Genomic DNA, 16,554 nt, shown 5'->3' on the forward strand with positions numbered 1-16,554 from the left:
GCCGGTTACAGCGGCATCGGGTCGATGTCGCAGTTCGCCCGCTCCCGGGCCCGGGCCTGCACCGTCGCCGGGTGGGGTGCCGGTTCCGCCGAGCGCAGGCGGGGCGCGTCCAGGACCTGTTCCATGCGGGCCAGTGTGTCCGCGCGCAGCAGCTCCGCCTCGTCCTCCTCGCCCAGGGCCGCCAGGTCGAGGGAGAGGTTCGCCGCGCACACCAGAGCCGTCGGGTGGTTCTCGCCCAGCCGCTCCCGGCTCAACTCCAGGGACCGCTCGCCCAGTTCACGCGCCTCGGTCACCTGACCCAGCGCACTCAGATCGCTCGCCAGGTTGATGGCACAGGCGAGAGCGATCGGATGGGCCTCGCCCAGCCGGTCCGTCAGCGAGGCCAGCGCCTCCTCGTCCAGGGCCCGCGCCTCCTCGGTCCGCCCCAGCAGCCGCAAGGTCACCGCGAGGTCCACATCCGCGGCCAGCACATGCGGGTGATCGGCCAGGAAGACCCGACGGAAGCGTTCGCTGGTCTTGACGCCCCTGTCCCGCGCCGCCTCCAGTTCGCCGTTGTGCCGCAGCGCCACCGACAGGGCCAGCGCCGCCGTAAGAGATTCGGGGTGGGTGTCGCCGTAGCGACGGGTGAACTGGTTGAAGGCTTCCCGCGCGAGATCCAGCGCCATCGCGTGGTCGCCCTCCTTGCGGCAGGCCTCGCCGAGCTGCCGCAGTACCAGGAGGGTGGAGGGGTTCCCGGCGCCGAAGACGGGCCGGAAGCCGTCCACCACCGCCTCCTGGAGGGAGCGTGCGCCGACGTAGTCCCCGGTCTCGCGGACGTCGATGGCGATACTGCCCTCGGTGATCAGCGACTGGTGATGGTCCCGTCCGTACAGCCGCGTCTTCAGCGCGTGCGTGTGCTGGTCCAGCTCCAGCGCCCGCTGGAACTCACCCACCAGACGCAGGCTCACGCCGAGGTTGTGCGCGGTGCCCAGCGTCGTCGGGTCGTCCTCGCCGAACGCGCGGCGGGCCCGGTCGTAGACCATCTCGTCGAGTTCCGCACCGGCGGCGAAGTCGCCCTGGACACGGCGTACCGCCGCCTCCAGCATCATCGCCTCCAGCGCGTCCTCACGGGTGTCCTCCCGGTCGTCGGGCGCGGTACGGGTGTAGACGTCCTTGAGCTGCGCGACCAGCCGGGAGGCGTCGTCGTACCGCCCGACCTTCAGATACAGGAAGCCCAGCCACCAGCCCATCAGCCGGGTCTGCTGGTCCTCCTCGCCGAACAGGGCCTGCCAGGTCTGCCACGCCTGCTCGGTGAACTCACGGGCCACCTTGTGGTCGCCCCAGTACCAGAGGTACCTGGCGACGTTCATCACGAGCTCGCGGACCCACGGCTGGTCGGACTCGATCGCGTTCGAGGCGATCACATGGCCGTACAGCTCGGCGTAGCGCGGCCAGTTGGCCGCCTGGTTGGGACCCTTGGGGTCGGCGGCGGCCAGCAGGGTGTGGGCCCCGTTGCGCATGCGGTTCTGTTCCTCGGGGGCCATCCGGTGGATCAGCACGGCCTGGACCAGGCGGTGCATCTCGATCGAGTTGGTGCGGTGGTCGATGCGGGCGAGGGAGTAGCGGTTGATCTCCCGGATGGCGCGGGCGAGCCGCATCGGGTCGTTGAGCGCCCGGTCGAGTGCCGGGTCGATGGTGGAGCCGCCGAGGCCGGAGAAGATCGAGCGGGAGATGGGGTCGGGCGCGAAGTACGAGCACAGCTGGAGCAGGCGCAGCGCGGTGAGGCTGCGGATCTCCAGGTGGTCCAGGGACACGTTCCACGCGGCGGCGACCGGCAGTTGGTAGTCCGGCGGCGGGGAGACCTCGAGCAGCTCGGCGCGCTTGTGCTCGAACAGCCGCAGATACTCCGACGCCGGCATCCCGGTCTCCGCCCGCCAGGCAGCGGCCTGCTCCAGCGCCAGCGGCAGGTCACCGAGGGCGTCGGCGAGCCGGTCCGCCTCGGCGTCGTCGAGGTCGTCGGGCCCGGAGCGGCGCAGCAGCTCCTTGCTCTCCTCGCGGGTGAAGACATCGACCTCCAGGGAGGGGCCGACCACGCCCCACCGGCGGTTGCGGGAGGTGACGAGGATGGTGCCGCTGCCCCCGGTCGGGAAGTAGTCGCGGACCACATCCGGGTTGTCGGCGTTGTCGAAGATCAACAGCCAGCGGGAGTACGGCCGTCCCTCGCGCAGCGCCTCCCGCACCGCAGGCCCGGCGATATTGGCCTCGGCGCTGGTGACCAGACCGAGCCGCTGGGCCAGCTCCACCAGGGCCTGCCCGATCTGGCCGGGCCGCTCGGCGGGGACCCACCACACGACGTCGTACTCGGACTGATGGCGGTAGGCGTACTCGATCGCCAACTGGGTCTTGCCGACACCGCCCATGCCGTGGATGGCCTCGGGCAGCACGGTGGTGGTGCCCTCGCGCAGCCGCTCACTCAGTCGTTCCAGAAGGTCCACGCGGCCGGTGAAGTTCGGGTTGCGCGGCGGGATGTTGCCCCAGATGCGCGGCGTCGAACGCCCGCTCTCCACCGCGGGCTGCGTATGCGTGGCGGTCATGGCCGTGGCTCCTTCTGAAGTTGTCCCGGCCCCCGTCGGGGCCTGTTCGACGTGGCGGTCGCTCTGGGGAGCGGTGCGGGAGCCCATGCCCTTGCGAAGGCTCACGGAGTTCTGCCGGTCGTACTCGCGCAGGGCGCGGGCCAGCCGCTCGGCTCTGGGGAGGAACCGCCCGGACAGGGCGCGCAGCGCGGCCAGTTCGACGCGCAGGAAGGCAACATTGCGCCGGGTGACCGAGGGCACGTCGGCCGTTTCGAAGAGTTCCTCGGCGGCGGGCAGGACGGGTTCGGCGTCCTGGGGCGCGGTGGCGAGCAGGCCGCGTACGTCGTGCAGCACCCGGGCGGTGTCCCTGCGCCGGGACAGCGCCAATAACTCCTGGCGGATGTTGGGGCCGAAGACGAAGGCCACCTCGGCCACCCGCTCGGCGTCCGCGCCGGCGGGCCGTACCAGGCCGCTCATCAGCAGCTCGGCCAGATGGGCGGGCCCGGCGCCGGGCACCGAGGCGGTCACCGCGTTCATCACCGGCAAGGTGAGCGGCGCCGCGGCGAGCCGGGTGGCCAGCGCGAAGGCGGTCGGGGACGCGGCCGCCCGGAAGTCCGAGACCCGCTCCCAGGGCGGTACGGCGCTCGCCGGGTCGGGCACGTCCTCCACCCAGGGCACGGCCCGCGCCGCATCCGCCCGGCGCTTCCAGTCCCGGGCCCGTACGCCCGACATCTCCAGCCATTCGCCGGAGCCCGAGGTCACCAGGTCCACCCAGCCGGACAGGGAGTGGTCCGTCGGCTCCAGAACGGGCACCGGGACCACACCGGCCCGGGCGTCCGGGTCGTCGACGGGTTCGAGGGGGGAGGTGCGCAGTTCCCAGCGCAGGGTGTCGTTCGTCGCCCAGGGGCGGGCGCTGCTGAACCGCATCCGGTTCACATCGAGACCGGTCCGGGACCACAGGTGCTGCGGCAGCAGATGCAGCACGGCGAGCGGCTCGGTCCGACCGAGCTCCCGCAGCAGCGGAAGCACGGCGTCCGAGCGCCAGCCCGCGGCGAGCCCGTCGGTCAGCACCAGCACCACCCGGTGCTCGGACGGGGAGAGCGGCAGCTGCTCGAGCCGGATCCGGGCCGGCTCGGTGTCATCCGAACTGAGCAGTCGTACGGTGCTGATCTCGCCCAGTCGCTCCTCGCGGCCGAGGTCGCCTGCCAGCTTCTCGACGGTCTCCCGCCACACCCGCATGGTCGCGTGGTCGTCGACGACGAGAAGCACGGAGGGAGGGTCCGCGGAGTGTGAGGGCGCCAGTTCGCTCAGGGCGTGCGGCACAGCGTCCAGTGATGCTTCGTCAAACGCCGTTTCCACCGCTGATCGTGGGACATCGTCACACTGCATAAGCGCTCTCAGAGCGTTTCGTAAGGCCCTCGAACTGATGGGGGTCCGAAGAGGAGTCCCGAAGTCCGCGGGCATGCGTGACATCCACGTGCCAAGCCTGGCAGTGGTCTGCAAACAGTGCAAGACGGCAGGCCACAGGGGGAGGGAGCACAAATAGGACAGTCGATCGGCGGATGGAACGGCGGATGGAACGCGCCCCCCTGCGGTGTCGTTCAGGCCGGTCTTTCTCGCGTCCAGCGTGGCACCGCGCCAGGTCGCGTGCAAGGCCGTCCGCCACTCTCCCGCACGGACCGGCAAGTGGCCGACGCCGGACGGCACAAGGCGCCCGATCCCGATTGGCGAAGTCATCGCGCTACACCGGCCCCACGGGACCCGGCTTGCGCTCGGGATCGTCCAGCAGGATGGCCAGATGCCGACCGACATGCCCGTCCCAGCCCTCGGGACCGAGGGCGAGCGCGTCGTTGCGCCACCGGCCGACGCTCTCCGCCAGTGAGCCGAGCCCCCGGTCCTGGAGGATCTCGCTGATCGCGTCCTGGAAGTCGGAGTCGGAGCAGTCCGAGCGGTGCCAGATCATCGCGGGCACCCCGGCCCGCAGCCCGGCGAGCACCTCGCGGCGGCCGGTGCCCGAGTCGTCGCCCGGCGGCTCGCTGAGCACCAGACACACGGCGTGCTGGTCCTCCTTCAGCTCCCGCTCCAGATGGAAGAAGTACGCCCCGTCCTGCGCCGGACGGCTCCAGTGCGGGCGGCTGTCCGCCGGGCGGTCCTTGAGCAGCCGCCACTTGGTGTGCCAGGGCCGGTGCCAGGCGGCTCGCTGCAGCCGTTCGAGCGATCTGATCAGTACGGGGTAGTCCATGGCCAACGGGGTCGGGTCGGGATGGTCGGACTCCTTCGACCACCATTCGACCGGCTCGTTGAGCAGCTCCCAAGGCAGGATGAACTCGAGAATGACCGGTTGACGCAGATCGGCCCAGCGCGCCTCGGACTCCTCGATCAGCCGCTCCACCGCACCCGGCAGCTCCGCCCGGCACAGATGGAGGGTCTCACCGCGCACCGGGTGCCAGCCCGTCGAATCGGACTGGCGCCAGTGGGTGAGGTAGTAGCGGCCGGCCTCGTTCCGGTCCGGCTCGAACTGGATCATCAGATAGGCCGGCACGACCGAGGGCGCGGGCTGCGGGGACTCCGAGTGCTGCCACTCGGCCAGCAGAACCTCAAGGCCGAGCTTCTGGGCCTGGCCGAGATTGAAGCGGCGCAGCACCTGGGCGGCCTCCACCCAGCCCTCCTCCACCAGCCGGTGGGCGGACAGCGCCAGGAAGGCCATGCAGGGCGGGAGCTCGCCGGGCGGGGTGTTCTCACCGGCCAGGCGCAGAAAGACCTGCCAGCCCGTCTGGCACCAGCGGGGCAGCTCCTGGACCCGGGAGCGGCTCGCGCGCCGCGCCATCGACGCCAGCTCGGTGGAGCGCAGGGACTCCAGGATCGGCCGCAGATGCCCGAGGTCGGCACTGTCGAAGAAGTCGACGGCCTCCCACTCGTCCACGAGCGGCCATAACGCGGCGACCGTCAGTGACTCCTGCTCCACGTACTCCAGCGACCGCGCCAGACAGGCCGCGCCGTACTCGACCGCCGTACACGCCTTGACGACCTGGAGCAGCCAGGGCCGCAGCCGGTCACCGCCGAACGGCTCCACCAGAGAGCCCAGTTCGCCCGCGAGCATCTCCCGCCATAACTCGCGGCTGCTCGCCTGTTTCACCGTCGCCGACTCCTGAAGCGCGTCCACGATGGCTACGACCAGCTCATTGCGGACCCGTTCCGGATTGCGCCCACTCACCCCGTGACCTCCCCCACCGGCGCGGTTCCGTTGTGCCGACCAGGGTACGGCCGCGAAGGGTCCCGTGGCAGGGCCCTGGGGGAGAAGGGAGAGAGCCCCCTGTCGGATTCGAACCGACGACCTTCGCTTTACAAGAGCGGCGCTCTGACCAGCTGAGCTAAGGAGGCGCGCACGTACGTGCCCGTGCAGTGTACCCACGACCCGGCGTGCCCCTGTCGAAAATTTCCGCGAAGTTCACAGCGGTCCGGGTACTGACAGACCAGGTGAACGGCAGGTACCGTCCGAGTTCAGTCCACTCACATGGACTACACCACCACCTTCCTACAACGGATCGTCCGGCACGTTCCTGCCGGTAGAAGGGGGCCCATTCACCATGGCCACTGTTTCGTTCGACAAGGCGACCCGGATCTACCCGGGTTCCGAGAAGCCCGCCGTAGACGCGCTCGACATCGAGATCGAGGACGGAGAATTCCTCGTTCTGGTCGGCCCGTCCGGCTGCGGCAAGTCCACCTCGCTCCGCATGCTGGCGGGGCTCGAGGACGTCAACTCCGGGATCATCCGCATCGGCGACCGCGACGTCACCCACCTGCCGCCGAAGGACCGGGACATCGCCATGGTGTTCCAGAACTACGCGCTCTACCCGCACATGACGGTCGCCGACAACATGGGCTTCGCGCTCAAGATCGCCGGTGTGCCGAAGGCGGAGATCCGCCAGAAGGTCGAGGACGCGGCGAAGATCCTCGACCTCAGCGAGTACCTCGGCCGCAAGCCGAAGGCGCTCTCCGGTGGTCAGCGCCAGCGTGTGGCGATGGGCCGCGCGATCGTGCGTGAGCCGCAGGTCTTCCTCATGGACGAGCCGCTGTCGAACCTCGACGCCAAGCTCCGTGTCTCCACCCGTACGCAGATCGCCTCGCTGCAGCGCCGTCTCGGCATCACCACGGTCTACGTCACCCACGACCAGGTCGAGGCCATGACGATGGGCGACCGCGTGGCGGTCCTCAAGGACGGTCTGCTCCAGCAGGTCGACTCCCCGCGCAACATGTACGACCGCCCGGCCAACCTCTTCGTCGCCGGCTTCATCGGCTCCCCCGCCATGAACCTGGTCGAGGTCCCGATCACCGACGGTGGTGTGAAGTTCGGCAACAGCGTCGTCCCGGTCAACCGTGACGCCCTGAAGGCCGCCTCCGACAAGGGCGACCGCACGGTCACCGTCGGCGTCCGCCCCGAGCACTTCGACATCGTCGAGCAGAACGGCGGCGCCGCGAGCTCCCTGTCGAAGGAGACCGAGGACGCCCCGGCCGGTCTCGCGGTCTCCGTCAACGTCGTCGAGGAGCTCGGCGCCGACGGTTACGTCTACGGCAGCGCCAAGGTCGGCGACGAACTCAAGGACCTGGTCGTCCGTGTGAGCGGCCGCTCGGTGCCGGAGAAGGGCGCGACGCTGCACGTCGTACCGCGTCCGGGTGAGACCCACGTGTTCTCGACCTCCACGGGTGAACGTCTCTCCGACTAACCGCGCAGATCGGGTGTATCGCCCAGGTTGACGAGAAGGGCCCCGCAGACCGCTGCGGGGCCCTTTTTCTTGTCGACAAATACCCCGGCATACCGCTCATTTCGAGCAGTGAGCGTCAACCCCTTACCCAAAAAGGGGCACCTCTTCATCCCCCGAACCGGTGACTAAATGTCGCCAAATCATTACCGGGCGCTACCCTCACTCGCGTGAAGCACTCCACTAACCAACAGACGCGTCGCGGCCGGGGCCCCGCCCACCGGATCGGCCGCTCCCTCGCCCTCGTCCTGCCCGTCGTCCTGGTGCTCTCCGGGACCCTCGCGGTCACCCGGGTCAACTGGTCGGGGAACCCCTCGAACTCGGTGCTCACGGCGTCGGACGCATCAGTGTCGGACGCCAAGCCCGGCTCCGTCTCCCGTGCGCCGCAGGACGCGCTGCGCGACCGGCTGATGACCGAACTCGTGCAGGAGAACCCCGGCGTCGCACTCACCCACCTCCAGCAGGCCGTCAACGGCCGCCCGTCGCTGGCCAAGCACTGCGCCTCCATCGCCCGAGCCCTCGGCAAGGCCGCGGTCCGCGTCTACGGCCCGACCCGTGCCCAGTCGTACGCCCGCCCGGTCTGCGACACGTCCTTCGCGACGGGAGTGGCGGCGGCACACGGCTGACGAGAAGGGACCTCGGGGTCCGGAGGGGGCTGGGGGCGCGGGGCGCTGCTCGATATGCGGCTCCGCCGCGTGGGCGCGACCAGCCCCCACACAGCCGCGCCCGCAAAGCACACAGCACCCCCTACCCCAGTAGGCACAGCGGCCACATACAGTTCGGCACATGACCGATCCCAACGCCGCCTCCCGCCCCACACAAGCTGTGATCCTGGCCGGAGGCCAGGGCTCACGGCTGCGCCCGTACACCGACGACCGGCCCAAGCCGATGGTCGAGATCCCCGGCACGGGGACGCCGATCATCGGCCATCAGCTCGCGTGGCTCGCCGAGGAGGGCGTGACGGACGTGGTGGTCAGCTGTGGCCACCTCGCGGATGTCCTCAAGGACTGGCTGGCGTCGGCGGACCTTCCGGTGCGGGTGACCACCGTCGTAGAGACCGAGCCCCTCGGCCGCGGCGGTGGCCTCAAGTACGCCGCCGCGCATCTGCCGCACCCCGAGCGGCCCTGGTACGCCACGAACGGCGACATCTGGACCCGGTTCTCGCTGCGCGACATGGCGGACTTCCACGCGGAGCGTGACGCCGTCGCGACGCTCGCCCTGGCTCGGCCGCGGATCCCCTGGGGCGCCGTGCAGACGGACGGGTTCGGGCACGTCACGGACTTCATCGAGTCGCCGCCCACGACGTACGAGATCAATGCGGGTGTGTACGTCTTCTCCGCCGAGTTCGCCTCGATGCTTCCCGAGCGGGGGGATCATGAGCGGACGACGTTTCCGCGTCTTGCGCGAGAGCGGAAGCTGGCCGGCTTCCCGCTTCCTCAGGGTGCGTATTGGCGGGCCATTGATACGGCGAAGGACCTCACCGAGGCTGCGAAGGAGCTGTCGGCGCTTCGGTCGTAGTGCGGGCCGGTGGGGGTTGATCGCATAGTTCCCCGCGCCCCTGAAGGGGTGCGGGGAACCGTGGGTTTCGTTGTTCCAGCCGGTGGGCTAACCCAGAATCCCGCCCACCGGCCCATCTACCCCAACAGGCCGCCTACCAGGCCCGGTTCGCCGGCGGTGGATCCTCCGCCTCCCGTGCCGCCCGGGGTGCCTGTGCCGCCGCCGGTGGAGCCGCCTGAGGTCGGGCCGGAGCTGGTGCTCGGCGCCTGGTCCGCGGGGGTGGACTGCTGGGGCGGGGCCTGGCCAGCGGTGCCCTGCGTCTGGCTGGGGGTGCCTGCCGTACTGGCGTCCCTCGTGGCGCCCGGCGTCGTGGCCGCGCCCTCCGTGGGGGCCGCCGAAGTGGCGCCCTGGGTGGGGGCCGTGGAGGCCGACGGGGTGCGGGAGTGGCGTTTGCCGGGCTCCGACGGGAGCGGGGAGCCGGGGAGTTCGTTGCGCGGGGCCTCGCCGGGGCCGGGGACGACCACGCGGTCGGCATCGCGGACGGCGCCGCCGAGCAGCGAGCCGATCAGCAGGGTCAGGCCGGTCACGATGGCGGTCACCAGGGCACCGCGGCGCAGGACGTAGCGGCGCAGGTCCCAGATGTCGGCGCGGGGTCCGAGGCGGCGCCAGGCGCTGCCCGCGAGGCGGCCGTCGATCGAGTAGACGGGGGCACCCGCGATGATCAGCGGGGACCAGGCGGCCAGATAGATGATGTCGGGGGCGTCGTAGACGGGGACGCTCTTCCAGCTGACGGTGACGAGCAGCGCGGCCGACAGCAGCGCGCCGACCACGGCGGCGACCCGCTGCCAGCAGCCCAGCACCGTGAGGACGCCCACGATCACCTGGAAGAAGGCGATCACCAGGCCGGAGCCGATGGGGTGCTCGAGGGCGAACTGGCGCAGTGGCTCGGCGACTTCCCAGGGGTGCAGGGTGTTCAGCCACTTCACCATCGAGCCGCGCTTGCCGCCGTCGAAGTAGACGGGATCGCAGAGCTTGCCCATGCCGGCGTAGATGGAGATGAAGCCGAGGAAGATCCGCAGCGGGAGGAGGACCACGCCCAAGTTCATGCGGCGGCCCGGGTAGTAGGCGTGCCGCGCGGGGTCGTCGCCGTGCCGCCTGGACCGGGGTCCGTCGTCCGACTCCGCGAACTGCTGGTCGTCGTAGTCGAGTTCCTCGTCGTAGGCGCTGCCGACCTGGCGCATGTCGGGCAGCAGCCGGGTGCCGTCGGCGTCGGGCGGGGTGCGCTGGGCGCCGACCACGGGGGTCTCGACGGTCTGGGCGAGATCGTCGTAACCGTCGCCGCCGTAGCCGTCGTTGACGTCGACGCGCGGGATGACCTGGGTGGCGCCGGCGTCGGCCGGTTCCTCGGCGTGGCCGACGCCCGCGCCCCGCACCGCCTGGAGGAGCCGGTGGGCGCCGGTGTCGTCGGGGGCGGACCTGCCGCTCCAGACGACGGGCCGGCGTCGGGCGGCGGCCGCGGCGCCGACCACGGGCATCCGCGTGGTGTCCTCGGTGGCGCTCAAGTGCCGTGCGATCCGCGGCGATTGGCTGCGTCTCGTCGACGAGGCGCCCAACTGCACCCGGAAACTCGCATGATTGACGATGATCTGCGCCGGATCGCTCGGCACCTTCACCATGCTCAGCGCGGGAGCGTCGTCGAATCCCGACGAGCGGTCCCCCGTGGGTGTGCGGGGTGTTCTGGTGTCCACACTCATCTAACCGAGTGACGTGTGTTTAGGACACTGCTTTGACCTGCCGGATCTGTCCGGACCGCGTCAAGCTTGTCCTGGACGACCGGATTGCCCCGTACGGGTGAGGGTGCGGACGCGCGTTCAGACGCGTCGGCGCGCCGCCTCGTACAGCACGATCCCCGCCGCCACACCGGCGTTCAGTGACTCGGCACCACCGGGCATCGGGATCCGCACCCGGTAGTCGCAGGTCTCGCCGACCAGTCGGGACAGCCCCTTGCCCTCGCTGCCGACCACGATGACGACCGGACCGTGCAGGGCCTCCAGCTCGCCGACCTCGTGCTCTCCGTCGGCGGCGAGGCCGACGACGACGATGCCCGCCTTCTTGTACGCCTCAAGGGCGCGGGTGAGGTTGGTGGCGCGGGCGACGGGGGTGCGGGCCGCGGTGCCTGCGGACGTCTTCCAGGCACCGGCGGTCATGCCCGCCGCACGGCGCTCCGGCACGAGGACACCGTGGCCGCCGAAAGCGGACACCGAGCGGACGACGGCGCCGAGGTTGCGCGGGTCCGTCACACCGTCGAGGGCGACGATGAGCGGGTCCTCACCGTCGTCGTAGGCGGCGCTGGCCAGGTCCTCGGGGTGGGCGTACTCGTACGGCGGGACCTGGAGGACCAGGCCCTGGTGGTTGAGCCCATTGGTCATACGGTCGAGCTCGGGGCGCGGGGCCTCCATGAGGTTGATGCCGCCGCGCTCGGCGACGAGCTGGAGTGCCTCGCGGACGCGCTCGTCGTTGTCGATGAACTGCTGGACGTACAGCGTCACCGCGGGCACGCCCTCGCGCAGCGCCTCGACGACGGGGTTACGGCCGACGACCATCTCGGACGTGCCCTTGCCGCCGCGACCGCGCGGTGCGGGACGGCGTGCGGTCTGCTTCGCCTTGGCGGCGGCGAGGCGGTTCTTCTTGTGCCCCTTGCGCATCTCGGCGGGCGGCGTCGGGCCCTTGCCCTCAAGACCCCGGCGTCGCTGGCCGCCACTGCCGACCTGCGCGCCCTTCTTGCCGGACATGCGGCGGTTGTTCGCGGCCATGACCTACCCGTCTCTGTGTAGCGGTGAAGTACGTATGTCTATGCAGTGTGCCGCCCGGACGGCCGGGCGGCACAATCGATCACTGCGCTCAGCGCGCGCCGAGGCTCCAGCGGGGCCCCTGCGGGCTGTCCTCGATGACCAGTCCCGACTGCCCGAGCTGGTCCCGGATGGCGTCCGCGGTGGCCCAGTCCTTACGGGCGCGGGCCGCCTCACGCTGGTCCAGGACCAGGCGTACGAGGCTGTCGACCACGCCGTGCACGCTTTTATTGAATAGAGCCTGGCCCCGGTCGGCCTCCCCCGCCCAGTGCGGGTCCAGCGGGTCCAGGCCGAGGACGCCGAGCATGGCGCGCACCTCGGCGAGGCGGGCCACGGCGGCTTCCTTGTCGTCGGCGGCGAGGGCGGAGTTGCCCTGCCGGACGGTGGTGTGCACGACGGCGAGTGCCCCCGGGACGCCCAGGTCGTCGTCCATCGCCTCGGCGAAGGCGCTCGGCACCTCGGCGGCGGGCTCCACGGCGTGCCCGGCCATTTCGGTGACGCGCTGCACGAAGCCCTCGATCCGCGCGAACGCCGACTCGGCCTCGCTCAGGGCCTCCTCGCTGTACTCGATCATCGAGCGGTAGTGCGGGGTGCCGAGGTAGTAGCGCAGCACGATGGGACGCCAGGTCTTGACCATCTCGCTGACGAGCACGGAGTTGCCGAGCGACTTGGACATCTTCTCGCCGCTCATGGTGACCCAGGCGTTGTGCACCCAGTACCGGGCGAACTCGTCGCCGTAGGCCTTGGCCTGGGCGATCTCGTTCTCATGGTGCGGGAAGATCAGGTCCAGGCCGCCGCCGTGGACGTCGAAGGCGGAGCCCAGGTACTTGTGGGCCATCGCCGAGCACTCCAGGTGCCAACCGGGACGGCCACGGCCCCACGGCGTCTCCCAGCTCGGCTCGCCCGGCTTGGCCGCCTTCCACATCGCGAAGTCACGGGGATCCCGCTTGCCCGTCTCGCCCTCGCCGGAGGGCTGGAGCAGGTTGTCCAGCTCCTGGTTGGACAGGCGCAGGTACTCCGGGAAGGACTTCACGTCGAAGTAGACATTGCCGTCGGCCTCGTAGGCGTGACCGCGCTCGATGAGGCCGCGCATCATCTCGACCATCTCGGTGATGTGGCCGGTGGCACGCGGCTCGTACGTCGGCGGCAGGCAGCCGAGCGCGGTGTAACCGTCGTTGAACGCGCGCTCGTTCTCGTACCCGATCGACCACCAGGGGCGGCCCTGGTCCGCGCTCTTGGTGATGATCTTGTCGTCGATGTCCGTGACATTGCGGATGAACGTGACGTCGTAGCCGCGGTACTCGAACCAGCGGCGCATGATGTCGAAGTTCAGTCCGGACCGGATGTGGCCGATGTGCGGGGCCGCCTGCACGGTGGCACCACACAGGTAGATCGAGACACAACCCGGCGTGAGCGGGGTGAAGTCACGGATCTGCCGGGCGCTGGTGTCGTACAGGCGAATAGTCACGAGTCCAGGGTAGTAGGCGTTGCGCAGTGCCTCCGACGGTTGTGGATAACAGTCAGCGCGGTGTTCTCGCCACCAGCGCGGTCGCCACCGCCATCAGACCTTCACCCCTACCGGGGAACCCCAGCCCGTCCGTCGTAGCCCCCGAAACGGATACCGGCGCTCCCGCCGCCTCGGACAAGACCTTCTGTGCCTCGTCCCGCCGCTTGCCGATCTTCGGCCGGGGCCCCACCACCTGCACCGCGATGTTGCCGATGGTGAAGCCCGCCTCGCGCACGATCCGCGCCGCCTCCGTCAGCAGTACGACGCCGGAGGCGCCCGACCACTCCGGGCGCCCCGTGCCGAAGTGCTGGCCGAGGTCCCCGAGGCCCGCCGCGGAGAAGAGCGCGTTGCACGCGGCGTGCGCGACTACGTCCGCGTCGGAGTGGCCGGCCAGACCGGTGCCCTCCCACTTCAGGCCCGCGCACCACAGCTCGCGGCCCTCCTCGAAGGCGTGGATGTCGGTGCCGATGCCGACCTGGGGCAGCACAAGATCAGAAGCCATCGTTGAGCCTCCGGCGTGCCAGGACCGCCTCCGCCAGGACCAGGTCCAGCGGACGGGTGACCTTGAAGGCCTCCTCGTGACCGGGTACCACCACGACCTGCAGGCCGAGCTGCTCGACCATGCCGGCGTCGTCGGTGACGTTCTCGGTGACCGTCTCATGGGCGCGGACCAGGGTCGCCCGCTCGAAGCCCTGCGGGGTCTGCACGGCACGCAGGCGTGCACGCTGCGGGGTGGCGACGACGGGCTCGGGCTCGCCCTCGGCGGTCGGCTCGACCTCCTTGACGGTGTCGGCGAGCGGCAGCGCGGGGACGACGGCGGGAGCGCCTTCTCGTACGGCCTCGATGACCGAGTCGACCGTGTCCACCGGGACGAGCGGGCGGGCGGCGTCGTGCACGAGGACGATGTCGTACTCGGGCGGCAGCGCGTCCAGGCCGAGCTTCACGGACTCCTGGCGGGACTCACCGCCGGGGACCACCAGGAAGTCGGTCCGCTCGGGCAGCGCATGGGCGTCGAGGAGGGACTTCACCTCGGCGGCGCCGTCGGGCGGGGCCACGACGACGACCAGCGAGACGGCACGGGACGCGGCCATCGCGCGCACCGCGTGGATGAGCATGGGGGTGCCGCCCAGCGCGCGGAGCGCCTTGGGGGCGCCGGGACCGAGGCGTACACCCCGTCCGGCGGCCGGAATCACGGCAGCCGTACGGGCGGTCGCACGAGCCTGCGCGGGCGAAGGGCGCGATTCGTCAGACATCGGTTCCTGTCAGGTTTGTGTGCTGGCCTGGCGTGGGTATGGCCTGGGAAGTGCCGGGCGCGACGCCTTGACCGGACCCTTCCGTGACACTGGTCGAGCCAGCTGCCCGGGCCCGGCACGCCAAAGTATCGGGGGGAAGTCCCCCTGAGAGGTGTACGGCGTGAGTCGGCACGCATAAGCGAACATGCCGCAGCGCCCGGCGACAGTAAATACGTCATCGGGCACCGCGGCACTTCTTTTACAGCACGCTGCAATGTGGGCTGAGCCTGCCGACAGTCGGCGTCAGGACGCAAGAACCTCGTCGAGCAGCGCCTCGGCCTTGTCCTCGTTGGTGTTCTCCGCGAGGGCAAGCTCGCTCACCAGGATCTGGCGGGCCTTGGCGAGCATGCGCTTCTCACCGGCGGAGAGTCCACGCTCACGCTCACGACGCCACAGGTCACGGACGACTTCCGCAACCTTGATGACATCGCCGGAGGCGAGCTTCTCCAGATTTGCCTTGTAACGACGAGACCAGTTCGTGGGCTCCTCGGCGTACGGCGCGCGCAGCACCTCGAAGACCCGGTCCAGCCCATCCTGACCGACCACATCACGCACGCCGACGAACTCCGCATTGTCCGCTGGCACACGTACCGTCAGGTCACCCTGGGCGACCTTCAGCACCAAGTAGGTCTTGTCCACGCCTTTGATCTGGCGAGTTTCGATAGCCTCGATCAGCGCGGCCCCGTGATGGGGATAGACCACGGTGTCGCCAACCTTGAACGTCATGTGACAGGTACCCCTTCCGTGGCTATCCAGGGTAACACGGAAACGGCAGCTTCTGAATGGCGTTTTCGCAGGTCAGGGCATATCTCGGGGCTTGACAACAGCAACAGGAACGTGCTGCGCGGGCCGACCGGAAGAAGGTATTCGCAGGTCGGAGCGGCTCTTCGGGGGAGGTGAAACGCGCACGTTACACACATCCGGAGGCCCCGCCAAGCGGACGAACATCCCGTTATGTCCTCTTCCATGTGTGCGACTTCCGCTACTCCGTTCGGTGTCCGGAGTCGGGTACCGGACGAATCCGGAATTGATCACGAGGGGCGGTCGAGGCACGGTCGGTGATCAATTTCCGGACGGTCGCGTATTCCTTCACCGAAATTTCGCGGGTCGGTGTCGTGGGTATGCGCGAGGGACTTATGTGAATGTCGGACGAGCACGGCGCCAAAGTGACTCATGGGTCACTTGTGCGTGACGGGACGGGTGAAGCGGGAGGCTCTTGTCCGGACCGGACGAGGTTCTTGTACGGCTCAGGGGAGGGTCGGGTGCGGCGGCACGGGAACGGCTCGGTAACCTAAGGCCGCTGACAGACACTTAGGGCGGCTTTATGCGCCCGCCCCGTTCGAGTCAAGGAGTTGCCGCCGCCGTGAGCAGCAGCCTTCGACGCGGCGTCCTCGCCGCCGCCGCCATCACGTTCTCGATTCTTCCGCTCGCCGCGTGCGGAGCCGGCAACAACGCACAGACCCTGGAGATCAAGCCGGACAACGCTGCGACGACGGTCGGCGACATCAAGGTCCAGAACGCCGTCGTCATCACGCAGCCCGACCCGGAGGCAGGCGGCCCGGCCGTCGTGGCCGCCACCCTCTTCAACACCGGCACCAGCGCCCAGACGCTGGAGTCGGTCACCGTCGACGGGGCCGGCGAGTCCGCCGAGCTCAAGGCGGCCAAGGGCAAGAGCCTGTCCATCCCGGCCGGCGGCTCGCTGATCCTCGGCGGCGCGGAGAACGCCTCCGCGGTGCTGTCCGTCACGCCCGAGGACGTGAAGGACGGCAACGCCCAGGAGGTGACCTTCACCTTCAGCAAGACGGGCGATGTGAGCCTGCGCGCCTTCGTGGTCCCGTCGGAGAGCTACTTCACCGGCTGGGGCCCGACCGAGGTCCCGGCGGCGCCGGAGGAGGACACCGCGTCCCCGACGGGTGAAGCCACCGGGGAGCCGACGGGCGAGGCCACGGGCGAGCCGGGTGGGGAAGCCTCCGGCACCCCGACCGACGCCGCCTCGGCCACGGCGACGGAGTCCCACGAGGCTTCCGGCCACTGAGCGAACGTACGACAAAGAAGGGCGGGACCCCCGAGGGAGTCCCGCCCTTCGTCGTATCGCCT

General features: G+C 70.0%; 12 protein-coding genes and 1 tRNA gene. 4 read left to right on the forward strand and 9 right to left on the reverse strand.

All coding sequences use genetic code 11. The annotated features are described in order from the left end of the window. Positions 1-5: 5 nt before the first annotated feature. From fxsT to OHT76_RS20050, 3 genes are all read right to left on the reverse strand, one after another. Complete coding sequence (gene fxsT, locus OHT76_RS20040) at positions 6-4,364, reverse strand: FxSxx-COOH system tetratricopeptide repeat protein (protein WP_328872228.1); 4,359 nt, start codon at positions 4,362-4,364, stop codon at positions 6-8. Next, positions 4,294-5,766 (reverse strand): VMAP-C domain-containing protein, encoded by a 1,473-nt coding sequence (locus OHT76_RS20045; RefSeq protein WP_328872229.1) that lies wholly within the window; start codon positions 5,764-5,766, stop codon positions 4,294-4,296. The genes fxsT and OHT76_RS20045 overlap by 71 nt, the downstream gene beginning before the upstream one ends. Positions 5,767-5,859: 93 nt before the next feature. Next, a tRNA-Thr gene (locus OHT76_RS20050) sits at positions 5,860-5,933 on the reverse strand. Between the two features lie 206 nt (positions 5,934-6,139). Here OHT76_RS20050 and OHT76_RS20055 point away from each other — a divergent pair. The 3 genes from OHT76_RS20055 (at position 6,140) to OHT76_RS20065 (ending at position 8,830) form a co-directional block, all read left to right on the forward strand. Continuing rightward, positions 6,140-7,276 (forward strand): ABC transporter ATP-binding protein, encoded by a 1,137-nt coding sequence (locus tag OHT76_RS20055; protein WP_328872230.1) that lies wholly within the window; start codon positions 6,140-6,142, stop codon positions 7,274-7,276. 206 nt (positions 7,277-7,482) lie between these two features. Beyond that, positions 7,483-7,938 (forward strand): hypothetical protein, encoded by a 456-nt coding sequence (locus OHT76_RS20060; RefSeq protein WP_328872231.1) that lies wholly within the window; start codon positions 7,483-7,485, stop codon positions 7,936-7,938. Between the two features lie 160 nt (positions 7,939-8,098). Next, positions 8,099-8,830: a nucleotidyltransferase family protein gene (locus OHT76_RS20065; RefSeq protein WP_328872232.1), complete on the forward strand. Its 732-nt coding sequence runs from the start codon at positions 8,099-8,101 to the stop codon at positions 8,828-8,830. Between the two features lie 116 nt (positions 8,831-8,946). Here OHT76_RS20065 and OHT76_RS20070 read toward each other — a convergent pair whose 3' ends face one another. The 6 genes from OHT76_RS20070 to OHT76_RS20095 form a co-directional block, all read right to left on the reverse strand. Next, positions 8,947-10,563: a DoxX family protein gene (locus OHT76_RS20070; protein ID WP_328872233.1), complete on the reverse strand. Its 1,617-nt coding sequence runs from the start codon at positions 10,561-10,563 to the stop codon at positions 8,947-8,949. Between the two features lie 117 nt (positions 10,564-10,680). Beyond that, complete coding sequence (gene rlmB / locus OHT76_RS20075; RefSeq protein WP_328872234.1) at positions 10,681-11,622, reverse strand: 23S rRNA (guanosine(2251)-2'-O)-methyltransferase RlmB; 942 nt, start codon at positions 11,620-11,622, stop codon at positions 10,681-10,683. Between the two features lie 88 nt (positions 11,623-11,710). Further along, a complete protein-coding gene (gene cysS, locus OHT76_RS20080) occupies positions 11,711-13,126 on the reverse strand; it encodes a cysteine--tRNA ligase (protein WP_328872235.1) in 1,416 nt (471 codons plus the stop codon). Positions 13,127-13,178: 52 nt separating this feature from the next. After that, entirely contained in the window at positions 13,179-13,667 is a 489-nt protein-coding gene (ispF, locus tag OHT76_RS20085) for a 2-C-methyl-D-erythritol 2,4-cyclodiphosphate synthase (RefSeq protein WP_328872236.1), read from the reverse strand. Further along, entirely contained in the window at positions 13,657-14,418 is a 762-nt protein-coding gene (ispD, locus tag OHT76_RS20090; RefSeq protein ID WP_328872237.1) for a 2-C-methyl-D-erythritol 4-phosphate cytidylyltransferase, read from the reverse strand. The genes ispF and ispD overlap by 11 nt, the downstream gene beginning before the upstream one ends. A 282-nt stretch (positions 14,419-14,700) precedes the next feature. Continuing rightward, positions 14,701-15,183, reverse strand: coding sequence for a CarD family transcriptional regulator (locus tag OHT76_RS20095; RefSeq protein ID WP_003953493.1), 483 nt, complete (start codon positions 15,181-15,183; stop codon positions 14,701-14,703). A 637-nt stretch (positions 15,184-15,820) separates the two neighbouring features. On the opposite strand from OHT76_RS20095, the gene OHT76_RS20100 reads away from it, so the two are divergent. Further along, complete coding sequence (locus OHT76_RS20100; RefSeq protein WP_328872238.1) at positions 15,821-16,492, forward strand: DUF461 domain-containing protein; 672 nt, start codon at positions 15,821-15,823, stop codon at positions 16,490-16,492. Positions 16,493-16,554 lie beyond the last annotated feature (62 nt).

The sequence above is a fragment of the Streptomyces sp. NBC_00287 genome (assembly GCF_036173105.1).
In the GTDB taxonomy this organism is placed as follows: Bacteria; Actinomycetota; Actinomycetes; order Streptomycetales; family Streptomycetaceae; genus Streptomyces.

What these genes read in the sequence shown, in the direction of transcription:
- ispD (WP_328872237.1), bottom strand. Translation starts at nt 14,418, where the DNA reads ATGTCTGACGAATCGCGCCCTTCGCCCGCGCAGGCTCGTGCGACCGCC.
- ispF (WP_328872236.1), bottom strand. Translation starts at nt 13,667, where the DNA reads ATGGCTTCTGATCTTGTGCTGCCCCAGGTCGGCATCGGCACCGACATC.
- fxsT (WP_328872228.1), bottom strand. Translation starts at nt 4,364, where the DNA reads ATGTCGGTCGGCATCTGGCCATCCTGCTGGACGATCCCGAGCGCAAGC.
- OHT76_RS20070 (WP_328872233.1), bottom strand. Translation starts at nt 10,563, where the DNA reads ATGAGTGTGGACACCAGAACACCCCGCACACCCACGGGGGACCGCTCG.
- rlmB (WP_328872234.1), bottom strand. Translation starts at nt 11,622, where the DNA reads ATGGCCGCGAACAACCGCCGCATGTCCGGCAAGAAGGGCGCGCAGGTC.
- OHT76_RS20065 (WP_328872232.1), top strand. Translation starts at nt 8,099, where the DNA reads ATGACCGATCCCAACGCCGCCTCCCGCCCCACACAAGCTGTGATCCTG.
- OHT76_RS20095 (WP_003953493.1), bottom strand. Translation starts at nt 15,183, where the DNA reads ATGACGTTCAAGGTTGGCGACACCGTGGTCTATCCCCATCACGGGGCC.
- OHT76_RS20055 (WP_328872230.1), top strand. Translation starts at nt 6,140, where the DNA reads ATGGCCACTGTTTCGTTCGACAAGGCGACCCGGATCTACCCGGGTTCC.